18 protein-coding genes are annotated in these 21,731 nt (G+C 74.5%); 13 read left to right on the top strand and 5 right to left on the bottom strand.

The window, feature by feature from the left end:
* Nucleotides 1-79: 79 nt before the first annotated feature.
* Nucleotides 80-2,575, bottom strand: coding sequence for a helicase-associated domain-containing protein (locus EJK16_RS16035; RefSeq protein ID WP_127131117.1), 2,496 nt, complete (start codon nucleotides 2,573-2,575; stop codon nucleotides 80-82).
* Between the two features lie 147 nt (nucleotides 2,576-2,722).
* On the opposite strand from EJK16_RS16035, the gene EJK16_RS16030 reads away from it, so the two are divergent.
* Nucleotides 2,723-3,484: a hypothetical protein gene (locus tag EJK16_RS16030; protein ID WP_127131115.1), complete on the top strand. Its 762-nt coding sequence runs from the start codon at nucleotides 2,723-2,725 to the stop codon at nucleotides 3,482-3,484.
* Here EJK16_RS16030 and EJK16_RS16025 read toward each other — a convergent pair.
* Nucleotides 3,399-4,673, bottom strand: a complete 1,275-nt coding sequence (locus EJK16_RS16025) for an SseB family protein (protein WP_164737378.1) — start codon at nucleotides 4,671-4,673, stop codon at nucleotides 3,399-3,401. The two genes, EJK16_RS16030 and EJK16_RS16025, sit on opposite strands and share 86 nt — an antisense overlap.
* Before the next feature lie 209 nt (nucleotides 4,674-4,882).
* Here EJK16_RS16025 and EJK16_RS16020 point away from each other — a divergent pair, with 209 nt between their 5' ends.
* From EJK16_RS16020 to EJK16_RS16010, 3 genes are read left to right on the top strand one after another with little or no spacing between them, the layout of a single operon-like run.
* On the top strand, nucleotides 4,883-5,260 hold the full coding sequence (locus EJK16_RS16020) for a cold-shock protein (protein WP_127131111.1): 378 nt from the start codon (nucleotides 4,883-4,885) through the stop codon (nucleotides 5,258-5,260).
* A 54-nt stretch (nucleotides 5,261-5,314) separates the two neighbouring features.
* Complete coding sequence (locus tag EJK16_RS20670) at nucleotides 5,315-6,709, top strand: DUF3027 domain-containing protein (protein ID WP_205739803.1); 1,395 nt, start codon at nucleotides 5,315-5,317, stop codon at nucleotides 6,707-6,709.
* Nucleotides 6,706-10,128 carry a sacsin N-terminal ATP-binding-like domain-containing protein gene (locus EJK16_RS16010; RefSeq protein WP_127131109.1) on the top strand — a complete coding sequence of 1,141 codons (3,423 nt, stop codon included), beginning with the start codon at nucleotides 6,706-6,708 and terminating at the stop codon, nucleotides 10,126-10,128. Before EJK16_RS20670 ends, EJK16_RS16010 begins: the two co-directional genes overlap by 4 nt.
* A gap of 91 nt (nucleotides 10,129-10,219) precedes the next feature.
* Here the strand turns inward: EJK16_RS16010 and EJK16_RS16005 are convergent, their stop codons facing one another.
* Together EJK16_RS16005 and EJK16_RS16000 are read right to left on the bottom strand one after the other, a co-directional pair.
* Complete coding sequence (locus tag EJK16_RS16005) at nucleotides 10,220-10,864, bottom strand: TMEM175 family protein (RefSeq protein ID WP_127131107.1); 645 nt, start codon at nucleotides 10,862-10,864, stop codon at nucleotides 10,220-10,222.
* A gap of 168 nt (nucleotides 10,865-11,032) precedes the next feature.
* Nucleotides 11,033-12,334, bottom strand: a complete 1,302-nt coding sequence (locus EJK16_RS16000; protein WP_240646115.1) for a DUF1524 domain-containing protein — start codon at nucleotides 12,332-12,334, stop codon at nucleotides 11,033-11,035.
* Between the two features lie 86 nt (nucleotides 12,335-12,420).
* Here EJK16_RS16000 and EJK16_RS15995 point away from each other — a divergent pair, with 86 nt between their 5' ends.
* The 8 genes from EJK16_RS15995 (at nucleotide 12,421) to EJK16_RS15960 (ending at nucleotide 19,458) form a co-directional block, all read left to right on the top strand.
* Nucleotides 12,421-14,139: a cell wall metabolism sensor histidine kinase WalK gene (locus EJK16_RS15995; RefSeq protein WP_127131105.1), complete on the top strand. Its 1,719-nt coding sequence runs from the start codon at nucleotides 12,421-12,423 to the stop codon at nucleotides 14,137-14,139.
* Complete coding sequence (locus EJK16_RS15990; protein WP_127131103.1) at nucleotides 14,129-15,340, top strand: diguanylate cyclase domain-containing protein; 1,212 nt, start codon at nucleotides 14,129-14,131, stop codon at nucleotides 15,338-15,340. Before EJK16_RS15995 ends, EJK16_RS15990 begins: the two co-directional genes overlap by 11 nt.
* Nucleotides 15,341-15,462: 122 nt before the next feature.
* Complete coding sequence (locus EJK16_RS15985; RefSeq protein WP_127131101.1) at nucleotides 15,463-16,047, top strand: alternate-type signal peptide domain-containing protein; 585 nt, start codon at nucleotides 15,463-15,465, stop codon at nucleotides 16,045-16,047.
* Between the two features lie 82 nt (nucleotides 16,048-16,129).
* Nucleotides 16,130-16,708 (top strand): alternate-type signal peptide domain-containing protein, encoded by a 579-nt coding sequence (locus EJK16_RS15980; protein WP_164737377.1) that lies wholly within the window; start codon nucleotides 16,130-16,132, stop codon nucleotides 16,706-16,708.
* Nucleotides 16,705-17,769 carry a hypothetical protein gene (locus EJK16_RS15975; RefSeq protein ID WP_127131097.1) on the top strand — a complete coding sequence of 355 codons (1,065 nt, stop codon included), beginning with the start codon at nucleotides 16,705-16,707 and terminating at the stop codon, nucleotides 17,767-17,769. Before EJK16_RS15980 ends, EJK16_RS15975 begins: the two co-directional genes overlap by 4 nt.
* Complete coding sequence (locus EJK16_RS15970; RefSeq protein ID WP_127131095.1) at nucleotides 17,766-18,596, top strand: signal peptidase I; 831 nt, start codon at nucleotides 17,766-17,768, stop codon at nucleotides 18,594-18,596. Before EJK16_RS15975 ends, EJK16_RS15970 begins: the two co-directional genes overlap by 4 nt.
* Nucleotides 18,593-18,931: an Hpt domain-containing protein gene (locus EJK16_RS15965; RefSeq protein WP_127131093.1), complete on the top strand. Its 339-nt coding sequence runs from the start codon at nucleotides 18,593-18,595 to the stop codon at nucleotides 18,929-18,931. The genes EJK16_RS15970 and EJK16_RS15965 overlap by 4 nt, the downstream gene beginning before the upstream one ends.
* Nucleotides 18,932-19,113: 182 nt before the next feature.
* Complete coding sequence (locus EJK16_RS15960; protein ID WP_127131091.1) at nucleotides 19,114-19,458, top strand: hypothetical protein; 345 nt, start codon at nucleotides 19,114-19,116, stop codon at nucleotides 19,456-19,458.
* On the opposite strand, the gene EJK16_RS15955 is transcribed toward EJK16_RS15960, so the two are convergent.
* Entirely contained in the window at nucleotides 19,442-20,227 is a 786-nt protein-coding gene (locus EJK16_RS15955; RefSeq protein WP_127131089.1) for a response regulator transcription factor, read from the bottom strand. The genes EJK16_RS15960 and EJK16_RS15955 overlap by 17 nt on opposite strands.
* A 178-nt stretch (nucleotides 20,228-20,405) precedes the next feature.
* Between EJK16_RS15955 and EJK16_RS15950 the strand changes: the two genes are divergently transcribed.
* Complete coding sequence (locus EJK16_RS15950) at nucleotides 20,406-21,728, top strand: MFS transporter (RefSeq protein WP_127131087.1); 1,323 nt, start codon at nucleotides 20,406-20,408, stop codon at nucleotides 21,726-21,728.
* Nucleotides 21,729-21,731: the final 3 nt, after the last annotated feature.

The following is a 21,731-nucleotide window of genomic DNA, read 5'->3' as shown; positions in this document are numbered from 1 at the left end:
TGCCGACGCTACGGCGGGGTACTGACACTCCGGATGGCGCTGTGGACACCCCGTTGTGCACGGCCTGACGCCGCCTCAACTACACGGTGGCGACGGCGGAGATGCGGTGGATCGCCACGGTCATGTCCGTGTCGCGGTCCAGGTCCGTCACGCGCACCCGGCCACCGTCGATGTGCACCGGCTGGACGCGGCGGCGCTCGGGCCGGCCCATGGCCCCGACCACCACGATCTCCACGGGTGTGCCGGCGCTCGCGGCCTCGCGCAGCAGCGCGAGCGCATGGACGGGGTCGGTCGCGGCCGGCGCGCCGTCGGCCCGGCGGCCGGCGTCGCGCCTGGCCTGGCGCTCCCCGGCGCGCATGCGTGCGACGATGACGGCCAGGTCCTCCTCGTCGAGCCGACGGGTGTACGTGCTCGCCCCCGCCCCCGGATAGGTCGGCAGCCCGCGGCTCATCCCGCGCCGGCCCCGGACGCCGACGGCGCGCACCCGCGAGGTCGAATGGCCGTGACCGTTCGCGCCCGGACGGGCCGCCAGGCCCGCGCCGAGGCCGTCGAGGCCGCCGAGCACAATGACGCCGTCGGGTCCCTCGAGCACGGGTGCGAGCCCGGCGGAGCGCAGGGTTTCGAGCACCTCGCCCGGGGGGACGGGGCTGACCAGGACCGTCGGCGCGATGGCGCGCAGGGCGAGGTCCGTTAGCGCCGGGTGCCCCACGAGTGTCGTGGCGGCGGCCGGGTCGTCCATGCGCAGGTAGGCCGCGGCGGCACCCACCCGAACCTGCCCGTGCCGGCGTGCGGTGTCGCGCACGAGGTACTCCAGCGGCTGCGGGAGCGGCGTGCGCGAGTAGGAGGCGAGGGCGTCCAGCAGCTCGGTCGCGCCCAGTCCGGCGTCGAGCGCGCGACGCACGGACTCCTGGCCGAACCGCACCGTCAGCGCGGCGCCCCGGGACTCCACCTCGGCGCACAGCATCAGCAGGTCGGCGAGGGCGGGCAGCGGCCGGCCCGGCACGACGGCGGTGAGGTCGCCCTGGACGAGCAGGTCACCGACGGGCTCGGGGAGCGCGGCCTCGAGCGCCCGGGCGACGTCGTCGGGTCCCCGCCCCTCCAGGACCGCGCGACCGGCCGGTGTCAGCGCGCCTGCGCCGGTCAACCCGAGACGCTCCGCCTCCGCCAGGACGGCTCCGACGGTGCGCGCCGGGACGGTGGCCCGCGGGCGGCGCCAGGCCAGCGTGGCGTGGACCTGCTGGGCGCCGGCGCCGGTGCCTTCGGGCAGCTCGGCCAGGGCCTGCAGCGCCCGGCCGCGCAGGTCTGCCGCCCATCCCCGCTCGAGCGTGGGCTCGAGCGCGGCGCGGAGCGTGCCCTGCTCGGAGCGGACCCCGATGAGCCAGGGGGTGCGGGCCGAGGTGAGCCAGGCCCGGACCAGGTGGGCCCAGCGCACGGGCAGGGGGTCCTCGCGCCAGTCCAGCGCGGCCCGGGAGGGCGACCAGGACACGGTCTCGTCACCGTCCTGCGAGAGCAGGCCGGCCATGGCGGCGAGCTCGATGACGAGGCCGGCGTCGGTCTCCGCGAGCTCGAGAGCCGTGGCCGCCCGGCGCAGCTCGCGCACGCCGATCCCGCCGGTGCGCAGCACCGTGGCCGGGGACGCGTGCCAGGTCTCCAGCAGCCGGCCCACGAGCCGGACGATCTCCTCCGCGGCGCGGGCGCCCTCGGCCTCGACGACCGCACCCGGCAGGCGCCGCAGGTCGTCGACGGCCGGCGGCGACGGCGGTGCGGCATGGGTCCGGCCATCACGCCCGGCCAGGGCGACCTCGCGGGGCAGGACGAGCTGGGTTGGGGAGATGCGGACGAGGATGCCGCGGGCGAGCAGCCAGGCGGCGCCCTCGGGGAGGGTGTCGGCTCCCACGGTCCCGACCGGCGGCCCCCAGGTGAGGGCGTCCAGGGTCTTGGTGGCGCTCGCGGGGGCGTCCCTGAGCACGGCTCGTAGGGCGGCGGGCGTCGTGGGCGGGACGCCGCCACCCGGTGCGACGTCGACAGCGGGCGTGACATCGACACCGAGTGTGACGTTGGGCGTGGTGGCCGCCGGATCCGTCGCGCCCGGCGCCGTTCCCCGTGTCTGTGCGCCCGAACCTCTCGCGCCGGGCGCCGACTTAGCTGTGTGCGTGAGCTCTGCGAGGGTGGGGCCGAGCCCGGCCGGGTGTAGGCCGAGCGCCTCGGCGAGGGCGGGGACAGGCAGGTCCTTGACCAGGAGCGCGAGCTCGTGGAGTCGTGCGCGTGCGGGGCCGGCGTCGAGACCGACGGCCCTGGTGAGGGCCGCCGCCGTCGGGCGCCGGAGTGGGGCGAGCGCGACGGCGGCCTCGGCGACGGCCAGCTCGACGGAGTCGAGGCCGGTCAGGGCGCGTTCGACGCTGGGTCGCGACTCGGCGCGGGCAGCCAGGGCCATCAACGAGGACGGGGCTGGCGCGGCGAGGTCGGGGCGCGCGAGGAGAAGGGCGGTGAGATCGCCGTCCTTGCGGCGGGCGAGCTCGGCCAACAGGGCCTCTCCCCTCACCGTCGCCGCCCGCGGCGCGCCGTCCTCAGCCATCCGTCCAACTTTACGGCGACCGGAGACACCGGTTGAACCGCACCGCCAGGGGCCCCTGGCCCGCCGGGCCCCCTGGCCCGCCCACCGCCCACGTCGGTGTGACCCAATGCCCGGCTGGCACGTCCGACGAACCGGTACCGTTCCGGCATGCAAGGACGCATAGGCGGAATTCTCGCCGGGGTGGCCGGGGTCATTGCCATGGTGCTGCTCCTCGCCATCCCCAGCGCCCCATGCATGGCCTGCACGGTCGCGCTGGACTCGTCCGACTCGGTGCTCTCCGGCCAGTTCACCGCGTGGGAGCCGTTGTTCTACCGGGGCGCCTACGGCTCCCTGCTCGCTCTCTTCCTGTTCGTGTGGTTCCTCGCCTACCTGCACGGGGAGCTCCGCCGCGTGGCGAACAGCCGGATATACGCCACCGTCGCCCTGGTCGGCGGTGTGCTCTTCAGCGCGGGCGTCATGCTCCAGATCATGTTCTCGCTGGCGGCGTCCACGGTGGCCGCAGGAAGCGGTGGACCGATCGCCCGCATGGTGTTCGCCGTGGCGTACAACTTCGCGTTCGTCTACGCCGCACCCGTCGCAGCCCTGGTGACGGCGACCAGCCTCGTCATCATGCGCGAGCAGTGGCTGCCGCGTGCACTGGGCCTGGTGGGATTCGGCGCGGCCGCCGTCGCCCTGGCATGGATCACGCCCGGGCTCGGCGCCGTCGCAGGGATGCTGTGGATGGCGGTCCTGGCCGCCGCGCTGGCCGTGCGGGCCGCGCGGACAGGCCCGGCCGCGAGGAACGCCGGGGCCGCGATGCGCGGGACCGGGTCGGCCGTCCCGTCTACTGGTCCCGATCCTGCGGCGTCCGTCCCAAGAACTGCCAAACCTGGTTCGCCGGCACGGTCGCGCTGGGGCCGCCGGGGTTGATCAGCAGCGCGGCCGCCCGCGTCTCCAGGACCAGCTCGAGCACCGTGGCCACCGCCAGGCGCCGGAACCGCATCGACTGGTCCCACGCCGCGGCCTCGACGGCGGAGGTGAAGGCGAGCAGCACACGGTTGCCGGCGCCGTCCCGCACGGTCAGCGGCGTGGGGGCGCCGTTCGTCCCGCGGTCACCGACGAACAGCACGCCGTCGTCGTGGCGCAGCGCGTCGAAGAGGACCTGCATCCGCAGCGGCGAGCGGGTCAGCGCGTCCTTGACGGCGGCGTTGTGCCCGGCCCGCAGGGCGAACGCAACCTGGTCACGGCGGATGCCCAGCGGCGGCCCGGCCGGGTTGATGTAGAGCCACTCCGCGTCGGGATCGCCGACGAAGAACTCGAGCACGCCGGCCGCTGGCTGGACGATCGACTGGGGCCCGCCGTCGTCGTCCTCCCGGAAGCGGACCAGCTCAGTGTGGTGGGTGAACGCGGGCAGGGCCTTGGACCCGTCGGGCGCCCGGATGAAGTTGATGACGACCCGCCGCTCGCGCGGGTGCTCCGGCGTCCCCGCGAGCCGCGAGCCGGTGGCGTCCAGGACCAGCTGGCCGCCGAGCGCCTGGCGCAGCACGTTGAGCGCGTTCGTGGCGGTCTGCGCCTCCGCGTACTCGGCGAGGGCGGCATGGACGGGCATGTTGTCCGGCGGGATGCCGTGCGGGCGCGGCGGGGTGTAGACCTCGCCCAGCTCGGCCGCCGCGACCACCTCGTCCACCGGTCCGGGGGCGGAGCGGAAGTACAGGTCGATCGTGCCGTCCGCGTCCAGTAGCTGCCCGGGGGCGACGTCGGACGTCACGTGGACCGTCGGGGGCACCTGGCGTGCGGCGCCCGTGGCGGTCGCCGCGCCCGTGGCGCCCGGGCCGCCTGTGGCTGCCTGCACGACCACGCCGAGCACGTGCTCGCCGCCGTCGGCGCCGCTCGTGCCGTGGACGGCGACCCACACGCCGTGCTCGTCGGTGAACCGGAGCGGCACGTCGACGAGCCCGAGGAGGTCGTGCAACGTGATCCGCCCGTTTACGACGAGGTCGCGGCGGTGGGGCCGGCCGCCGTCGGGTCGCGCGATGGTGTCCGCGTCCACGCGGACGAGCACCTGCGCCGGCGGCCCGGTGTCGGGGGACGGCGCACCGGGGTGCGGCGTGAGCGTCATGGGGCCTCCCTGGCGTGGGTCCGCGACGGGAGTCCAGGCTCGCTCAGGAGCCGTCCGCGTGCGAGTCGGGAGGTGCACGGGAAGGCACATGGGCCTGCGCCGGGGGCATAAAGGTCCACGGCGCGCGGCCCGCGCCCGTTACCCTGGAGGTCCGGAAGTGGCGCCGGCAACGCTGGCGCCTTCGTTGCGTGAAGGAAGAGGTCGCCCCCGTGCCTACCGGCAAGGTCAAGTGGTACGACGCCGCCAAGGGCTTCGGTTTCATCGCCGCCGACGACGGCGGTGAGGTCTTCCTGCACGCCTCCGCGCTCCCGGCGGGGGTCGTGCCCAAGCCCGGCACGAAGCTCGACTTCGGTGTGGCCGATGGGCGACGCGGCCCGCAGGCGCTGTCGGTGACCGTCCTGGAGGAACCGCCGTCGGTGGTGCGCGCGCACCGCAAGCCGGCCGAAGACATGGTCCCGATCGTCGAGGACCTCATCAAGCTGCTCGACGGCTCCTCCAACGCGCTGCGCCGCGGCCGCTACCCGGAGAAGGAGGCGAAGAAGATCGCCCAGCTTCTCCGCGCCGTCGCCGACCAGTTCGACGCCTGAGCCGGTGCTGACGCCGTCGTCATCGGCCTATCGCCCACGACCTAGACTGTGACCGTGCCACCCGTTACCAAGACGCCCCGCGCCGCCACCCGTCCGGCCAAGGAGATCGTGCTCGCCAGTGCTGTCGACCTCGCACGCCAGGCGGCCGAGGAGGTCGCCCTGCCGGGTCAGGTGGGCGAGCACACGGGTGTCGTCGTCGAGGGCGAGCGCCTGCTGACCCACACCTTCGAGTCCCTCGTCCCCGGTTACCGGGGCTGGCACTGGGCCGTGACCGTGGCGCGTCCGCCGCGCGGGCGCGCCGCGACGGTGTGCGAGGTCGAGCTCCTGCCCGGCGACGGCGCGCTCCTCGCGCCCGCGTGGGTGCCGTGGTCCGAGCGTCTGGAGCCCGGCGACGTCGGCCCGACCGACGTCCTGCCCTACATGGCCGACGACGAGCGTCTCGAGCAGGGCTACGAGGCCACCGGTGAGGACGCCGACGAGCTCGCGATCTACGAGCTCGGCCTCGGCCGACACCGTGTGCTCTCACCCGAGGGCCGCGCCCAGGCGACGACCCGGTGGTACGAGGGCGACCACGGCCCGGGCGCTCCCAGCGCCAAGGCCGCCGCGGCGCCGTGCTCGACCTGCGGCTTCCTGATGAAGCTCGCCGGCTCGCCGCGCACCGTCTTCGGCGTGTGCGCCAACGAGTGGTCGCCCGACGACGGCCGCGTCGTCTCCATGGACCACGGGTGCGGAGCGCACTCCGAGACGCACGCCCCCGAGCCGGCGCCGCTGTGGCACCCCTCCGAGATGGTCATCGACGAGCGCAACCTCGAGGTCCTCACCATCCACCCGCTGCGGCCTGAGGTCGTGGAGTCGGCTGAGGCCGTCGAGCCGTCCGAGGTTGTCGAGCCCGCCGAGTTCCCCGACGCTGGCGCGCAGGAGAGTACAGCCGTTGAGGTTCCGGCCGAGTCGTCCGGGTCTCCTGCCGTCGAGGCGGAGCCTGCGGTGGAGGCTCCGGCCGCCGAGGTCCCGGCCGAGTCGTCCGAGTCCAACGTTCCGACCGAGACGCCCGCGACCGAGGCTCCCGCCGAGACGCCAGCGACCGAGGCTCCCGCCGAGACGCCCGCGGCGGAGGCTCCCGCCGAGACGCCCGCGGCGGATGCTCCCGCCGAGACGCCCGCGGCCGAGGCTCCCGCCGAGACTCCAGTCACCCAGCGCGACATCCCAACCGAGATCGCCGTGGAGGAGGCGGCCGAGACGGCTGCCGACGCCGTCCCGGACTTCGACGGCGGCACCGATGACGCGGCCGAGACGGAAGCCACCCCAGAGACGGACGCCTCCGCGTCGGACGCGCCCGAGCCGGATGCGGCGCCCGCGGCTGAGGCGCCCGAGCCGGACGCGGCGCCCGAGCCAGAAGCCGCGGACCTGCAGGCGCCCCATGGCGAGACCGGAGCGCCGGACCAGGCATGACCGGGGCGGCCGGCGCTGACCCGTTCGGCGCCGCCGTCCTGCGCGAGGCCGCGCTGTCGACCTGGCTGACGGCCCCCTCCCGGCTGCGCCAGGACGCCAACCTCGAGGAGGACCACGCCCGCGGGTACTACCGCGACCGCGTGGTGATCGAGCTCGCGCAGAACGCCGCCGACGCCGCCGCGGCGGCGGGCGGACCGGGCCGGCTGCTGCTGCGCCTGCGCACCGATGACGGCGGCGCGGAGCTCGTCGCGGCCAACACCGGCGCGCCCCTGACCGCCGACGGCGTCGCAGCGCTGGCGAGCATGCGTGCGAGCGCCAAGAAGGCCGACGGCATGGTGGGCCGCTTCGGGGTCGGCTTCGCCGCCGTGCGCTCGGTCAGTGACGAGATCACCGTCGCCACCCGCACGCCGGTCGACGCCGGACGGGGTGCCGACGCCCCCACCAGCCCGCGAGCAGGCGCCGACGTGCCCGGGACCGGCGTCACCTTCTCCCTCGAGCGCGCCGGCGCACTCCTCACCGAGGCCGCCGCCGGCTCCCCGGCGCTGGCGGCCGAGGTCGCCCGGCGTCGCGGCGACCTGCCCGTCCTGCGCCTGCCCTTCACCGGCGAGGCGCCCATCCCCGCCAGCTACGTCACCGCCGTCCGGCTCCGCCTGCGTGGCGCCGCGGAGGTGGACGCCGTGCGACGTTCGCTTGCCGAGGTCGACGACGCGCTCCTCCTCGCGCTGCCCGCGTTGAGCGAGGTGCTCGTCGAGGTCCCCGGCGAGGAGCCGCGGCGCGTCGCAGACGTCGCGTCCCGCTGGTACACCGCGCACGCGGCCGGCCGCCTTGAGGCGGCGCTGCTCGCGGACCGTCCGGTGGAGGAGCGCGAGCGCGCCGGCTGGAGCATCACCTGGGCGCTGCCTCGGGCGCGCGCCGTCGACGGAACCAACCGCGGCTCAGCACGGCCGGCCGAGCAGACACGGCCGGCGGCTACCGAACCCGCGTGGCCGCTTGCCGAGCTCACGTGGCCGCACGCAGGACCAGAGTGGCCGGACGCCGTCGCTGTGCCGGCGAACCGTCGCGCCCGGCATGTGGTGCACGCGCCCACGCCGACGGATGAGTCCTGCACGCTCCCGGCCCTGCTGATTGCGAGCCTCCCGCTGGACCCCTCGCGCCGGCACGTGGCCGCGGGGCCCTTGACCGACGCCATCGTCGCTCGCGCCGGCGACCTCTACGCGGCGCTGGCGCATCGCCTCGTCGGCGGCGGCTCCGCGCTGACAGACCCGGGCCCCGCGGACGCCGACGTGACGGACACGGCCCGCGGCGAGGCCCACGTGACGGACCCGGCCACCGACGACGCCGCCGGTCGGCCGCCCGGGCACGCCGCCGCGGGTGCGCGCGCGACGGTCAACCCCTTGGCCCTCGTCCCCACCGGTCTGCCCGCCGGCGGGCTCGACGCCGCCCTGCACGCGGCCGCCCTGGACGCGCTGCGGCGCACACCCCTCCTGCGGGAGATCGGGACGGGCGAGCTGCTCACGGCCCGGACCGCGCAGGCGGTCGCCGGGCCCGTCGGTCAGGACGAGGCCGCGCTCGCGGCGCTGGCCGCGATGATCGGTGGCCTCATCCAGGTCCCGGCCGACCGGCATGCGCAGGCGCGCGTGCTCGGGGTGGCCCTGCGCGAGCTCGGTGACCTCGTCGAGTCCTTGCCGACGACCCGCCCGCCCGAGCAGTGGCACGCCCTCTACGCGGCCCTCGCGCCGCACGCCGCCTCGCAGCGCGAGGCGCTCGCCGGGCTGCCGGTCCCGCTGGCGGACGGCCGCATCGTGCGCGGCGCACGCGGCGTCCTCCTGCCGACGGCGGACCTGGCCGCGGTCTGGGGCGATCACGCACGGTCGGGGACGCCCGCCCCCGCTGGCGCGGCCGGCGGCATCGGCGCATCCATGGCGTGGCCGCTCCCCGGTCTGCGGGTCGTCGACCCCCGTGCCGCTCATCCCATGCTCACCTTGCTGGGGGCCGTCGAGGCCGACGCAGTCACGGTCCTCGAGCAGCCCGCGGTGCGCGCCGCCGTCGACGTGCACGATCCCCTCGCCGGATCGTCTGAGCCGGAGGCCGGGCACAGTGCCGTCGCGGACCCGACCGGGCACGGTGCCGCCGCGGGTCCCGTGCCGGCCGTCGTCGCCGCCGTGCTCGACCTGGCCCGCGCGGCCGTGGCCGAGCGGGGGCCCGACGCCCCGCTGCCCGGGTGGCTGGCCGGGCTGCCGCTTCCCGGCGCGGACGGAGAGACGCTCCCCGCCGCGGAGCTCGTCCTGCCCGGCAGCTGGGCGGCCACCGTCTTCGACGCCCTGACCGGCCTCGACCCCGCCGTCGTCGAGCGTTGGGGTGCGGCGACGCTGCAGGCGGTGGGCGTGCGGGGGGACCTGGTCACCCGCACCGTGCGTGACGTCGTCGCGGAGCCGGCCGGGGAGGAGGAGGTGGTCGAGGGCTGGCGCGACTACCTCGCCCATCTCGCGGAGGTGCTCGGCCGGGGCGCGTACATCGGCGACGTCTCCGTCGTCGCGGACCTCGACGCCGTCGCCGACGACGCGTGGGGAGCGGTGCTCGCGCGGCTGGCGGAGGACCCGCACGCCCGGGCGGCGCTGCTCACCCCGGTCCGTGCGGCGTCGGGGGCCCGCGGCGCCGGGCTGACGTCGCCGTCGTACACCTCATGGTGGTTGCGCGAGGAGCTCGGCGCGCCCTTCGCCCATCCCCGGGCGGGCGACGGCGCACAGGTGCCGTTCCTGTTCCCGACTCCGGAGGGCCTCGGGCGCCTCGACGACGCCGTGCTGACCGCGCTGGGCGCCGTCGGCGACCTGGCCGAGCTTGATGCCACGGCCTGGGAGGCCTACGCCGAGGCGTGGCCCTCGGCAGGTGAGCTGACGATGCCCGAGGCCCTCGCGCTGTGGCGAGGGCTCGCCCGGGCGGCCGCGGAGGGGATCGAGCTGGCTGGCCCCGAGGGCGTGCCGGCGCTGGTCGCCGGCGCCGCGCGCATGGTGCCCGCCGAGGACGCCGTGGTCGCGGCGCCGATGTGGGCGCAGGTCAGGGCGGTCGTGCCGGCGCCAGCCGAGGCGGTGGAGGGCGTCGCCGACCTCCTCGACCTCGACGTCGCCGGTGAGCGGACACCCGTGAGCCACGGTGCGCGCCTCGTTGCCACGGCGGAGGAGGTGCTCGCGGTGCTTCCGGGCGCGCCGGCGAGCTGGTGGGAGTGCGATGAGGTCAGCGTCGACGGCGTGGAGGTCACCTGGTGGGTGGCCGACGGCGAGGCCTGGGCGACGACCACGGCGGGCCTGGCGAGGGCGCTGGCCCACGCCGCTGGTCGGTGGTCGGCGCGGCACCTCGTGGAGGCGCTCCTGGCCCATCCCGCGCGGCTGGTCGAGCTGCTCGCCGAGGAGGCGGGCGACTGACGCGCCGTGGCCGTGGGCGGTGTGATGTTTGCGCGTGGCGCCGGGCGTGGGCGGTCCCAGATTCCACCTGCTACTCCGGCTGGCGCAGCGCCTACTTGCCGACCTCCGCCGACCTTCGTCGGGCGGTGTTGCGGACGAGGCGGGACAGTGGTGGGTCGAGGAGGAAGACCAAGAAGGCCCAGAACCCGGCAACGGTGGAAAAGACGACGACCACCCCGGCGAGCACGGCGGCAGAGACGGAGTCTGAGCGGCTGTCGCTCCGCTGCCGGTCGTCAAGGTTGGGGACGAAGGTGCGGGTCTCGCTCGTCGCGTAGAACCACTGGCAGGCGCTGACCACGGTGATGAAGAAGAAGTTGGCGGGCAGCAGGATCCGCCCGAGCACGTACTCGTTGTAGTCGGAGGCCAGGCCGGTCGTGAAGGGGATCGTCACCACACCGAGAAGCCGGATCGAGTTCAGCGTCATCAACCTGTGGTTCATCCGGACGATGAACTCGAACTGCCTGACGTGGATGGACCACAGCAGGCAGAGGAGGAGAAAGCTGATGACGAACGTGGTGGCGGTGGTGCTGAGGCTGAGGAGACCCTGACCCAGCTCCCCGTTCGACGTCACGGCGGGGATTCGGCTGGTCGTGAGATCTAGGACAAGAATCGTCGCGGCGATGGCGAAGACGCCGTCGGTGTACGCCTCGAGGCGCCTGGTGGACAGCGTGGGTCCGGGCCGCAGCGGCCGCCGCATCTCGGCAGTTTATCCCCGACCCCAGTGGAGCGGTGGAACCGCTGGCCGCCCTGAGCGGGGAGCTGAGAGGCGGGCAATCCGGAGCGTCACGGGTACGACCACGCTGCTGAGCCCCCACCGAGGCGGTCGCGCACCGCTGACGCCGGCGGAGGCGGTCGCGCACCGCGCCTATTCGCACCCGATGCCGTCGCCGTCGCGGTCCAGGTGCTTGCCGTACCCGGGGTCGCCGGCGTGCACGGGAGCGGCACCCGCGGCGCGGGCGGCGGCGCAGTTCTTGAAGGCAGTGCCTGCGGGCGCAGGTGCCGGGGCGGGCGCCGGTGCCGGGGCGGGCGCCGGGGCGGGCGCAGGAGCCGGTGCAGGAGCTGGCGCAGGAGCCGGTGCCGGTGCCGGTGCAGGAGCCGGTGCAGGAGCAGGCGCCGCGGCCGCCACCGGAACCGCGGAGCCGGCGGGCAGCGGCTGCTCCGGGCAGGAGGACAGCACGCCGACCATGGCGTTCTGCTCGGCCTGCGTCACCCACAGCCCGTACGTGTACTTCACGCCCACCTGCTGCGCGACGTACTCGCAGCGGAAGGCCTTGTTCGGGGGCAGCCAGGTGGCAGCGTCGCCGTCGCCCTTCTGGGCGTTGAGCGGGCCGTCGACCGCGTTGAGGTTCATGGGGTCGTTCGCGAAGCTGACCCGCTTGTCCGTGCCCCACTGCTGGGCGCCCTTCTGCCACGCATCGCTCAGCGCCACCACGTGGTCGATCTGGACGGCGTTGGAGGTGCCGTTGCCGCGGACGAAGCTGATCGACGAGCCGGAGAACGGGTCCGCCAGCGTGCCCGCGAGCACCACGCAGTTCTGCGTCCCTGGCCGGAACGTCTCGCCCTCGAGGTCGCGGGCGAGGATGTCGTTGCGGGTGTCGCAGCCGTTGCGGTCCACGTCCACCCAGCCGCTGCCGAACAGGTCCCGCTCGTAGCCCGTCTTGGGGGCGCGGCCCTTGACCTCGAGCGCGAGCGCCGTGGCCAGCGCCGTCTGCGGCTGGGCGGCCTCCTTCGCCGCCTGGACGTCGGCCGCCGGCGCGGGCTCGGGTGCGGGCAGCGCGGCGGCCCGCTCCTCCAGGCTCGCCACCGTCGGCGACGGCGACGGGGACGCCGCGGGCGAGGGGGTCGCCCGGGCGCTCGTCGCGGCTTCCGTGGGCGCGTCGTCCGCGGCCGGTTCCGCCGTCGCGCCGCCGATGCCGACCACCACCAGGCTGCCGGCGAGCAGCGCGGCGGCGCCCGCCCGGCTCGTGCGGCCGAGCCAGGAGTGCCGGCGGACCAGCGCCCACAGCGCGGTGACGAAGAGGTAGAGCCCGACGCCGAGCAGCACGCCGCTGAGCCCCGTGGCCAGGCCGAGCAGCGCGACGACGGCGAGGCCCACGAGCCCAGCGATCGTCGCCGGGCGGATGCGCCGGGCGGGAGCGGAGGGCGGCGTCGTGCGGGGAAGGGTCACCGCCCGATTATCGGCTATCCCGCTCCGGATCGTCCCACCCGCGCGGGAGTCAATTACCGGTGGACAGTCACCGATACGCTTCGAGCATGAGGCGGACGGCGGAGCGCGTGCGCGGGCTCGTCCGCGACCGGCCCGCGCCCGGGGAGAGCGGCACCCGGCGCCCGACCGCCCGCCTCGCGCAGACCTCGCACCTGAGCGTGTTCATCCGTCAGCTGCCGTTCGCCGCCGTGACCTTCCTGCTCGCGCTGGGCGTCCTGGTCCTCGATCCGCGGATGTTCGAGGACAGCCGCTTCTCCGGCGGGCTCATGGTGGCTTTCGTCGCCACCGCGCTCTCCGTCAGCGTGCCGTGGCGCCGGCTCCCGAGGGGCTGGTCGATCGTCGTCCCGCTGATGGACATGGCGGCCATCGCGCCGACGGTGGAGTCCGAGTTCCGCCTGACGACGCTGCTCGTGCTGCCGACGCTGTGGATGTCCACCGTCTTCGGGAAGCTCGGTGTGGTCACCTCGGTGGTGGCCGGCACGGCCGCCGCCTGGGGCCCCAGGATCGCGCACCCCCACATCGGTGCGGGCGACGTCCAGCGCATGATCCTGCTGCCCATCGTCTTCGCCGCCGTCGGGCTCTATGTCCACTTCGCGGAGCAACGCGCCGCGGCGCGCCACAACCTGCTCGGCCGGCAGAGCGCCCTGGTGGAGGAGACGCTGGAGCGCTCCCGTCAGCAGGGACGGCTGCTCGACTCCATCCTCAACACCATCGACGTCGGCGTCATCGCCATCGACCGTGCGGGTCACATCACGCTGATCAACCGCGCCCAGGCCGAGGTCCTCGGGGGCCGGTTCAGGGTCGGCGACCATGTCAGCGTGCGCGGGGGCGTGGACGGCTATGCCGCCGACCGCACGACCCCCCTCGGGACCGGGCGGTCGCCGTTGGTGCGGGCCAGCCGGGGCGAGAACATCGACCGTGAGCTGACCTGGTGGGACTACGGCACGGGAGAGCTGACCGCCTTCCGCGTCTCCTCGAGCCAGCTCACCGACGAGCGCGGCGACCGGGACGGCGCCGTCGTGGTGTACCAGGACCTCACCGCGGAGATGGCCGCGCTGGCCCAGCGTGACGACTTCGTCGCCTCGGTCTCGCACGAGCTCCGCACCCCGCTGACCTCGATCCTCGGCTACCTCGAGCTGGCGATCGACGACGAGAGCACCCCCGGCGTCGTCCGCAACCATCTCTCGGTCGCCGAGCGGAACGGCCAGCGGCTGTTGCGCCTCATCTCCGACCTGCTCACGGCCGGCAAGACCCGCTCCGGCGGGCTGGACCTGTTCGCCGCCCCGATCGACCTGCGCGACGTCGTCGCCGAGGCCGTGCAGGGGCAGGGGCCCCGCGCGGAACGCTCGACGGTCCAGGTCACCAACCACGTGACCACGCCGTGCCCGTTGGTCGGAGACCACGGGCGCCTGCTGCAGGTCGTCGACAACGTGCTCTCGAACGCCATCAAGTACAGCCGGCCGGGGGACCGGGTCGTCATCGAGAACCATCGGGAGCCGGGCGAGGTCTGTCTGAGCATCCGGGACACCGGCATCGGGATCTCGGCGCGGGACCAGACGAACATCTTCTCCCGCTTCTACCGCGCGGAGGCGGTGCGGAAGGGGCCCATCCAGGGCACGGGCCTGGGGCTGCACATCAGCCGGTCGATCGTCGAGGCGCACGGGGGCACGATCACGCTCACCAGCGCCCCGGGCGTGGGCACCCGCGTCGACATCCGGCTGCCCCTGCCGGACCCCACGGAGGAGGAGCGCGCTGATGGATCTTGACCTGACGACGCTGCTGGTGCTCTCGGCGCTGGTGGTGCTCATGAGCTCGGGCATGTACATCGCCGAGGCCTGGGCGCGCGACGGCGCGACGGTCGACCGGCTGTGGAGCCTGACCTTCGCCTCCGCCGTGATCACCGCCGTGGCCAACCTCGCCACCGGGCTGTCGGCCGCACTGTGGTGGGCCAACGCCGTCGGCAACGGCGCCGCCGTCCTGACCGCCTTCGCCGTGTGGAGCGGCGCCCGGGCCTACGGCGGGCGCCGCTCCCTCGTCGAGGTCTCCCTCGCGGCCGCCCTCCTCGCGGCCGTCACCACGCTCGTGGCGGGGCCCGACGGCGGATTCTGGGCGGGCGCGGAGGTCATGCTGGCAGCCACTGCCGTGGGGGCGCTTCTGGCCGCGCGCACGATCCTGTGCGGCCCGCTCCGGGCGTTCCGGGCGGGGTCGGCCCTGGCGCTGATCGTGCTCATCGCCGGGTGCTACTACCTCGTGCGGCTGGCGGTCTTCCTCGGTGCCGGCCCGGAGTCCGCGCCGTTCCAGACGTACGTCGGCACCGAGGTGACCACGCTGGTGGGCGTGCTGCTCGTCAACGGGGGCGCCTTCACGATGATCGCGCTGCGCGGCCAGCACGCCGACGAGCGCGCGCACGAGGTGCGCAACTTCGACCCCATGACCGGCGCGCGCACCCACCACTCCTTCGAGCCGCGCGCCCTCGCGCAGCTCCGGTCGGCCGAGCAGGCGGGCGCCCCGGCGGTGATGATCGCGATCGCGCCCGAGAGCCTCCGGGAGATCGCCGTCGCGTTCGGGCGCCCGTACGCCGACCGCGCGCTGACCATCTGTGGCGAGATCGCCCAGATGCTGCTTCCGCCCCGGGCGCTGATGGGCCGCGACGCGTCCGACGGCCAGGCGTTCCAGGTCCTCATCCCCGCCTGGACGGTGGAGGACGCGGCCGCCTGGGCCACCGAGGTGCGCACGGAGCTCATCGACGCGCCTCTCTCGGTTCCGGGCGGGGCGCTGCGCCTCACCGCCAGCGTCGGCGTCGCCGGGGCGCGGAAGTACGCGTACGACTTGGGCGAGTTGTGCGCGACCGCCCGCACCGCCTCGCACGAGGCCATCGCGCAGGGCGGGAACCGGGTGGTCGTGGCCGAGACGGACGGCCGCGCGCTGGATGGGGCCGCCCCGATGGCGCCGTCGAAGGAACCTTGAGCAGATCTTGAGGTGACCTGAAGGAGGCCTGAGGGGTTCGCTGAGGTCGGCCGGGCAGTCTCACTGACATAGCCCGAACGACTCCCGCCGGGCCCAGCCAGTCCTCACCGAAGGAACGCCACATGTCTCGCAGCACCGGTCACGCCGCCACCAAGAGCTCCAGCAAGGCCGTCAAGGCGATCGCCGCCGGTGCGGTCGGCATCGCGCTCCTCGCCGCGGGGGGCAGCTCGTTCGCCAGCTGGAACGCCACCCAGGCGGTCCGGAGCGAGAGCGCCATCTCGAGCGGCACGCTGAAGCTCAAGGACGCCACCGCCGGCGTGTGGACCAACAGCGTGGGCGCGACCGTGGAACCTTCGACCTACAAGGTCGTCCCGGGTGATGTCCTGACGTTCAAGCAGTCCGTCACCATCGAGGCGAAGGGTGACCTGCTGAACGCAGCACTCACCACCAACATCGCCACCCCCGCGGTCACCGGTGACAGCGACCTGGCCGCTGCGCTTGGGCAGTCCTCGACCTTCTTCGTCAATGGCAAGCCCTCTGAGAGGCTGAGCGCGACCATCAAGCAGAGCGCGACGGACCAGAAGCTCGACGTCGTCCTAACGGTCACATTCCCCGACACGGTCGCTGGGGCCACCGCCCAGGCACAGCGCGTGAACCTCAGCAACGTCGAGGTCCAGCTGACACAGGGTGCCGCCCGCAACGCCTGAACGCCTCGTTGACCGGGTGCGGGCCGCGAGCCCGCACCCGGACGCACCACACCGCCATCCACCTGATACAGGAGCCCCCGCCGTGCCCAGACCTCGCCTCGTCCGCGCCGCCGTCGCCGGCGTGGTGGGTCTCGCCCTCCTCAGCGGGGGCGGCGGCAGCTACGCCGAGTGGTTCGACACGGCGACGATGGGCGGAGCCACGGTGACCAGCGGCCAGCTCCTGCTCGAGCAGCAGGCGATGTCCGTCACGCTGACACGGACGGCCAACGGAGCGACCACCAGCCAGGACGTGACGGGCGGGCTCGCTGCCCAGCGCCTGATCGGCGGCGACACCCTCACCTTCACCGTCCCGGTCAAGCTCCTGGTCCAGGGCGACACGCTGACGGCGACCCTCACGCTGGACACCAGCGCCATCGCGGGCCACGACAGCTCCGCCGCCCTGCGCGACGCGATGGTCAGGGGCATGACGGTCCGTATCAATCAGGCGCTGACACCGGTCCCCGGCACCCCACGCTCCTGGACGGTCACGCCCGCGCAGCACAACACGGTCGTGACAGCCACGATCACGACGACAGTCCCCACCTCCGGCGGCACCCAGGGACAGACCCTCACCCCGGGCGCCATCACCTGGTCGCTCACGCAGAACGGAGCAGCGGCATGACCGCGCAGCAGCCCACGCCCCCGACGTCATGGCAGGAGCGACACACGCGCCCGCACGCCCGTCGTCACGGCATCCGCGGCCTGCTCGGCGCCGCCGCGGTGGGTCTCATCGCCAGCGCGCTCGCTCCCTCCGGCACCTCCGAGGCCCTCTGGCACTCGGAGGCGACCTTCGCCACCAGCGGCGTGACCACGGACGCAGTCGCGCTCGCCACCCCCGCGCCGACGACGCCAGAGGGTGTCGCCACCACCATCACCAACAGCGCCGCCCAGGTCACCACCCTGTGGGCACCGAGCGGGCTCGCGGTCACCTCGAACGGCAGCAACGTCGCGCCGGCCCTGGTCGGTTCGCGCATCGACTACGCCGCGGCGCCCGCGGGCACGTCGTGCACCAACGCGACCGTGAGCTGGTCCGCCGGCTCCACCGGCACCGCGCTCACCGTCGCGGCGAGCGCGAGCACCCCCGGCGGGCGGCTCAGCCTCGCCCCGCAGCAGTCCGCGAACCTGTGCGTGCGCGTCGACGCGGGGCCGGCGCTGCGGAGCGCCCTCGGCGGTCAGACCCTCACCCTGACGACGACGCTCGGCGCCGTCGCGGCCGCCCCCGCCGAGTGGACCTCGCCGGCCACCACCTGGGTGACCACCTTCACGGTCCCCGCCCCAGCGCCCGTGGTCCGTCCGCTCCCGGTAGCCCTGACATGCGCCGTCCTCCCCGCGAACGACAAGGCAGCGACGCTCACGTGGGACTGGCCCGTCGCGCCCATCCCGTCGGGCGCGAAGTGGGAGATCCTCATGCGCACACCTGCCGGGTGGACGCCCCTCACGACGGCGTCGTCCGGGCTGAGTGCCACCTCGCGCAGCGCCGTCATCCAGGGGCGTGAGATCCCGGACGAGCTGGCCAAGCAGGACATCCTGCTCAAGGTCCGGGTCTACCCCGAGGGCGACACGAGCCCGTCGCTCGACAGCACCCAGGTGTTCACTCTCCGCCTGGAGAAGGCCGCGGCGAACAAGGTCAGCTGCCTGTCCGCCAACGCCATTGCCGAGCCAGCGCCCGGGAGCGCCGCATGAGGGCCAACCGCTCGAACGTCGACCACAAGGATGGAGCCCCCACGGTGACCGCAGCACTCAACCTCCGCCGCGTCGGCCGCGGGATCCTCTGGCTCCTCCTTGCCGGCATCATCGCGCTCGCCGCCGTTATGGTCCTCATCCCGCGCCTCATGGGCTGGGTGCCGCTGACCATCCTCACCGGCTCGATGGAGCCCACCATCCCCACCGGCAGCCAGGTGGTCGTCGAGACAATCGAGGGCGACGACGACGCCGCGCTGCTCGCCATCGGTGACGTCATCACCTTCATGCCCCGCCCGGACGACCCGACCCTGGTGACGCACCGGATCGTCGGGCGCACGCAGTCCTCGGACGGCGCGGTCTCCTTCACCACGCAGGGCGACGCGAACAACGCCGCCGACCCGTGGACGCTCACCGCCACGCAGATCCGCGGGGTGGTGGAGTACCACGTCCCCTACGCCGGGTACCTGGCGAACGCGCTGAGCGGCCACCAGAAGAGCACCGGTGTCACGGTCGCGGCCGTCGCCCTGTTCGCCTACGGCGCCGTCCAGCTCGTCGGCGCCCTGCGGGCACGACGGACCTCCGTGGCGGCGGCCGCGGCCGCCAGCCGCACCGACCCCATCACTGCCATGGCCGCACACGGCCGCGGTCACGCGGACGCCGACGCCGTCGACGCCGCCGACGTCGCAGACACCGACACCGCGGACACCCACCCCGATGCGGCGGACGCCGCCGTCGTCCCGGCGCCGCACGCGTCACGGCCACGCCACCGGGGCGGCAGTGGCCCCGCCCACAGCCGGCGGCGGGACCTGGCGGGCGCACGCGCATGAGCGCCGTCCTCAGCCCCGGCGGCCTGCGGGATCTCGGTGACGATGTCGGGGACGACGTCGCCCACGGGTTCGCGGCGAGGTACCTGTCCATGCTCGAGGGCAGGGTCGACCGGCTCCGCACGGCCGTGGAGCACGACGACGCCGTCACCGCCCACGTGGCGGCGCTGAGCCTGCACAGCTCGAGCACGATGGTGGGCGCGGACGCCCTCGCGGAGGTGGCCAGGTCCTTGACGGCGTACCTGCGCTCCGGGGCTCTCAGCGCGGCGCGCGCGCTGCTGCCCGAGCTGATGCTCGTGGCGGCGATGACCACCGCGGCCCTACTCGCCCGGGTCTGACGCACACTCGCTCACCCCGCCTCACCCCCGACAGGGCAGGGTGGTCCGACCTTTTCACCCGGCCTTCCCCCGACGTTCACAAATGCATCCGGCGTCGTCCTGATGTGCTTGCTCACAGTCGGGACCAGGCACGATGCGTCAGACGCGCACGTCACGCCCGTCGGGACGAAGGGTGGGCGGACGTGACCATCGATCTCGCGGTGCTGCGCACGCTGGGTGAGGAGGTGGGCACCGACAGCGCCCGCGCCTACGTTGCGCGTTACGTGGCGACTCTCGACGAACGGATCTACATGCTGCGCGTCGCGCTCACGGCGTGCCACACCGCTCAGGCGCTGGTCGCCCTGCGCGGCCTGCGCAGCGAGAGCGTCGCGGTGGGGGCGTGGGAGCTGGCCGAGGTTGCAGCATCGGTGGAGCCGACGCTCCGGCACGGCAACTATCGGCCGGCGCGGGAGGCCCTGCCGGAGATCCTGCAGCTGGCCGCGGCCACGAGCGCGGCGCTGACCAAGGTGGTCAGCGCGCCGGCGTGAGCCGGTAACCGACGCCGCGCACCGTCTCGACGAACCTGGGGTGCGCGGTGTCCTCACCGAGCTTGCGGCGCAGGTTGGCCATGTGCACCTCGAGGGTGCGCTTGTCCGCATCCGTGACCATCGCGTCCGTCGCGTACTCCTCGCCCCACATCTCGCGGACGAGCTCGGCCTTGGCGAGCACGCGGTGCGCGGCGGTGAGGAGTGCGGCGAGGAGGTCGAACTCGCTGCGGGTCAGGTGGACCGGGGTGCCGTCGAGCTGGACGAGCCGGGCGGCGAGGTCCATCCGCAGGCCGTTGTGACCAAGGATGTCGCCCGGCTGGGTCCGGCCCTCGCCTGCCGTGGGCGCGGGTGCGGGCGCCGGCGCGGGAGCGGCGGCGGCAGGGGTGAGATGGCGGGGACGGCGCAGCATGGCCTCGATGCGTGCGCGCAGCTCGCGGGGGCGGAACGGCTTGGTGAGATAGTCGTCGGCGCCGGCTTCGAGGCCCAGGAGGGTGTCGATCTCCTCGGCGCGGGCGGTGAGCATGACGACGTAGGTGTCGGAGATGGACCGCAACCGCCGGGCCACCTCGAAGCCGTCGATGTCCGGGAGCGAGATGTCGAGCGTGGTGACGACGGGCTGGTGCTCGCGGACCAGCTCGACGCCCTCGGCTCCCGTGGCCGCGGCGTGGACGGTGAAGCCGGCCTGCGTCAGGACGGCGTGGATGAGCGCGCGGATGTCCTCGTCGTCCTCGACGACGACGGCCGTGCGTGTCTCGCACACCTCAGTCATGTTTGTGAACCTAGCAACATCGTCCGATACCAGCCACGCAACGGACTGATTGTGTCCGATGTCATGGCCCGGCGCGCGAGCGCCCAGGGAACGCCCCGCGAGCGTCCCCCGCGAACGGCCGCGGGCGGCAGGTCCCGCGAGCGGAGGGGAGGGCCGGACAGGGAATGATGGGGGCACGATGACTGACGAACCCGCCGCAAGCATCCCGGCTCCGCGCCGTCCCGGGCCCGACCTGTACGACGCCCCGATGTTCCCGTTCCGCACGGTCGTGCTCGGCGCCTTCGTGCCCTCACTGGTCTTCGAGATCGGCGTGGGCGCGATGCTGCCGATCATCGCGCCGACGGCGGTGGGGCTGGGGGCCAACCTCGCCGTCGCCGGCGTGGTGGCGGCGCTGCTGCCGGTGGGCCAGATCATCGCCGACCTCCCGGCGGGGGCGCTCGCCGCCCGCGTGGGGGACCGCCGGGCTATGATCCTCGCGGGCGTCGTCGCCGCCGCGGCCTTCGTCGGGGCCGCCCTGGCCCCGAGCCTCATCACGCTCGCCGTCGCGGTCCTCCTCACCGGCGCGGCGTCGGCCGTGTTCAACCTGGCCCGGCACTCGTACCTCACCGAGATCACGCCGCCGCTGCGTCGCGCCCGGGTGCTGTCCACGCTGGCCGGCGTCCACCGCATCGGCCTGTTCCTCGGCCCGTTCGCCGGCGCGCTGGTGATCAGCGGCGGCTCGGTCGCCAACGCCTACTGGCTCGGCGTGGGCGCCGCGGCCGCCGCCACCGTCACGCTCCTGCTCGTGCCGGACGACACGCAGCGCGTCGGCGTCCCGGCGTCGGGCACCCTGCGCGAGCGCCGCGCCGCGCAGCGCGCGCTTCGGCGCGGGGGCTCCGGCCCGTCCCTGGTCCAGATCCTGCGCGAGCACCGCGCCGTCTTCACGTCCCTCGGCGTGGCCGTGCTGCTGGTGGGCGCGGTGCGCGGCGCCCGCCAGACGGTGCTGCCGCTGTGGGGCGAGCACCTGGACTTCGACCCGGCGACGACGTCGCTGATCTTCGGCCTGGCGGGCGCCGTGGACATGCTGCTGTTCTACCCGGCGGGGAAGGTCATGGACCGCATGGGGCGCCTGTGGATCGGGATCCCGTCGATGCTGGTCATGGGCGCGGCCATGGTGATGCTGCCGTTCACCCACACGATCGCCGGCGTCGCCGTCGCGGCCGCCCTCATGGGCCTGGGCAACGGCATGAGCTCGGGCATCCTCATGACGCTGGGCTCGGACGTGTCCCCGGCGCAGGGGCGCGCGCAGTTCCTCGGCATGTGGCGGGTGTTCCAGGACGGCGGCGGCGCGCTCGGCCCGCTCGTGGTCTCCGCCGGCGCGGCGCTCGGCTCGCTGGCCGTGGGCATCTGGGTCACCGGCGCGCTCGGCGTCGCGGCCGCCGGTGCCCTGGCGCGCTGGGTGCCGCGGTGGTCCGTGCACGCGAACCGCACCACGCGGCGGCGCGCGGGGCTCATCCCGTGAGGG

It is taken from the genome of Georgenia sp. SYP-B2076 (genome assembly GCF_003991205.1).
Lineage (GTDB): Bacteria > Actinomycetota > Actinomycetes > Actinomycetales > Actinomycetaceae > Georgenia.
This window is presented reverse-complemented; position numbering and strand designations above follow the sequence as displayed.

What these genes read in the sequence shown, in the direction of transcription:
- EJK16_RS16035 (WP_127131117.1), bottom strand. Translation starts at nt 2,575, where the DNA reads ATGGCTGAGGACGGCGCGCCGCGGGCGGCGACGGTGAGGGGAGAGGCC.
- EJK16_RS16030 (WP_127131115.1), top strand. Translation starts at nt 2,723, where the DNA reads ATGCAAGGACGCATAGGCGGAATTCTCGCCGGGGTGGCCGGGGTCATT.
- EJK16_RS16025 (WP_164737378.1), bottom strand. Translation starts at nt 4,673, where the DNA reads ATGACGCTCACGCCGCACCCCGGTGCGCCGTCCCCCGACACCGGGCCG.
- EJK16_RS16010 (WP_127131109.1), top strand. Translation starts at nt 6,706, where the DNA reads ATGACCGGGGCGGCCGGCGCTGACCCGTTCGGCGCCGCCGTCCTGCGC.
- EJK16_RS16005 (WP_127131107.1), bottom strand. Translation starts at nt 10,864, where the DNA reads ATGCGGCGGCCGCTGCGGCCCGGACCCACGCTGTCCACCAGGCGCCTC.
- EJK16_RS15995 (WP_127131105.1), top strand. Translation starts at nt 12,421, where the DNA reads ATGAGGCGGACGGCGGAGCGCGTGCGCGGGCTCGTCCGCGACCGGCCC.
- EJK16_RS15990 (WP_127131103.1), top strand. Translation starts at nt 14,129, where the DNA reads ATGGATCTTGACCTGACGACGCTGCTGGTGCTCTCGGCGCTGGTGGTG.
- EJK16_RS15985 (WP_127131101.1), top strand. Translation starts at nt 15,463, where the DNA reads ATGTCTCGCAGCACCGGTCACGCCGCCACCAAGAGCTCCAGCAAGGCC.
- EJK16_RS15975 (WP_127131097.1), top strand. Translation starts at nt 16,705, where the DNA reads ATGACCGCGCAGCAGCCCACGCCCCCGACGTCATGGCAGGAGCGACAC.
- EJK16_RS15970 (WP_127131095.1), top strand. Translation starts at nt 17,766, where the DNA reads ATGAGGGCCAACCGCTCGAACGTCGACCACAAGGATGGAGCCCCCACG.
- EJK16_RS15965 (WP_127131093.1), top strand. Translation starts at nt 18,593, where the DNA reads ATGAGCGCCGTCCTCAGCCCCGGCGGCCTGCGGGATCTCGGTGACGAT.
- EJK16_RS15955 (WP_127131089.1), bottom strand. Translation starts at nt 20,227, where the DNA reads ATGACTGAGGTGTGCGAGACACGCACGGCCGTCGTCGTCGAGGACGAC.
- EJK16_RS15950 (WP_127131087.1), top strand. Translation starts at nt 20,406, where the DNA reads ATGACTGACGAACCCGCCGCAAGCATCCCGGCTCCGCGCCGTCCCGGG.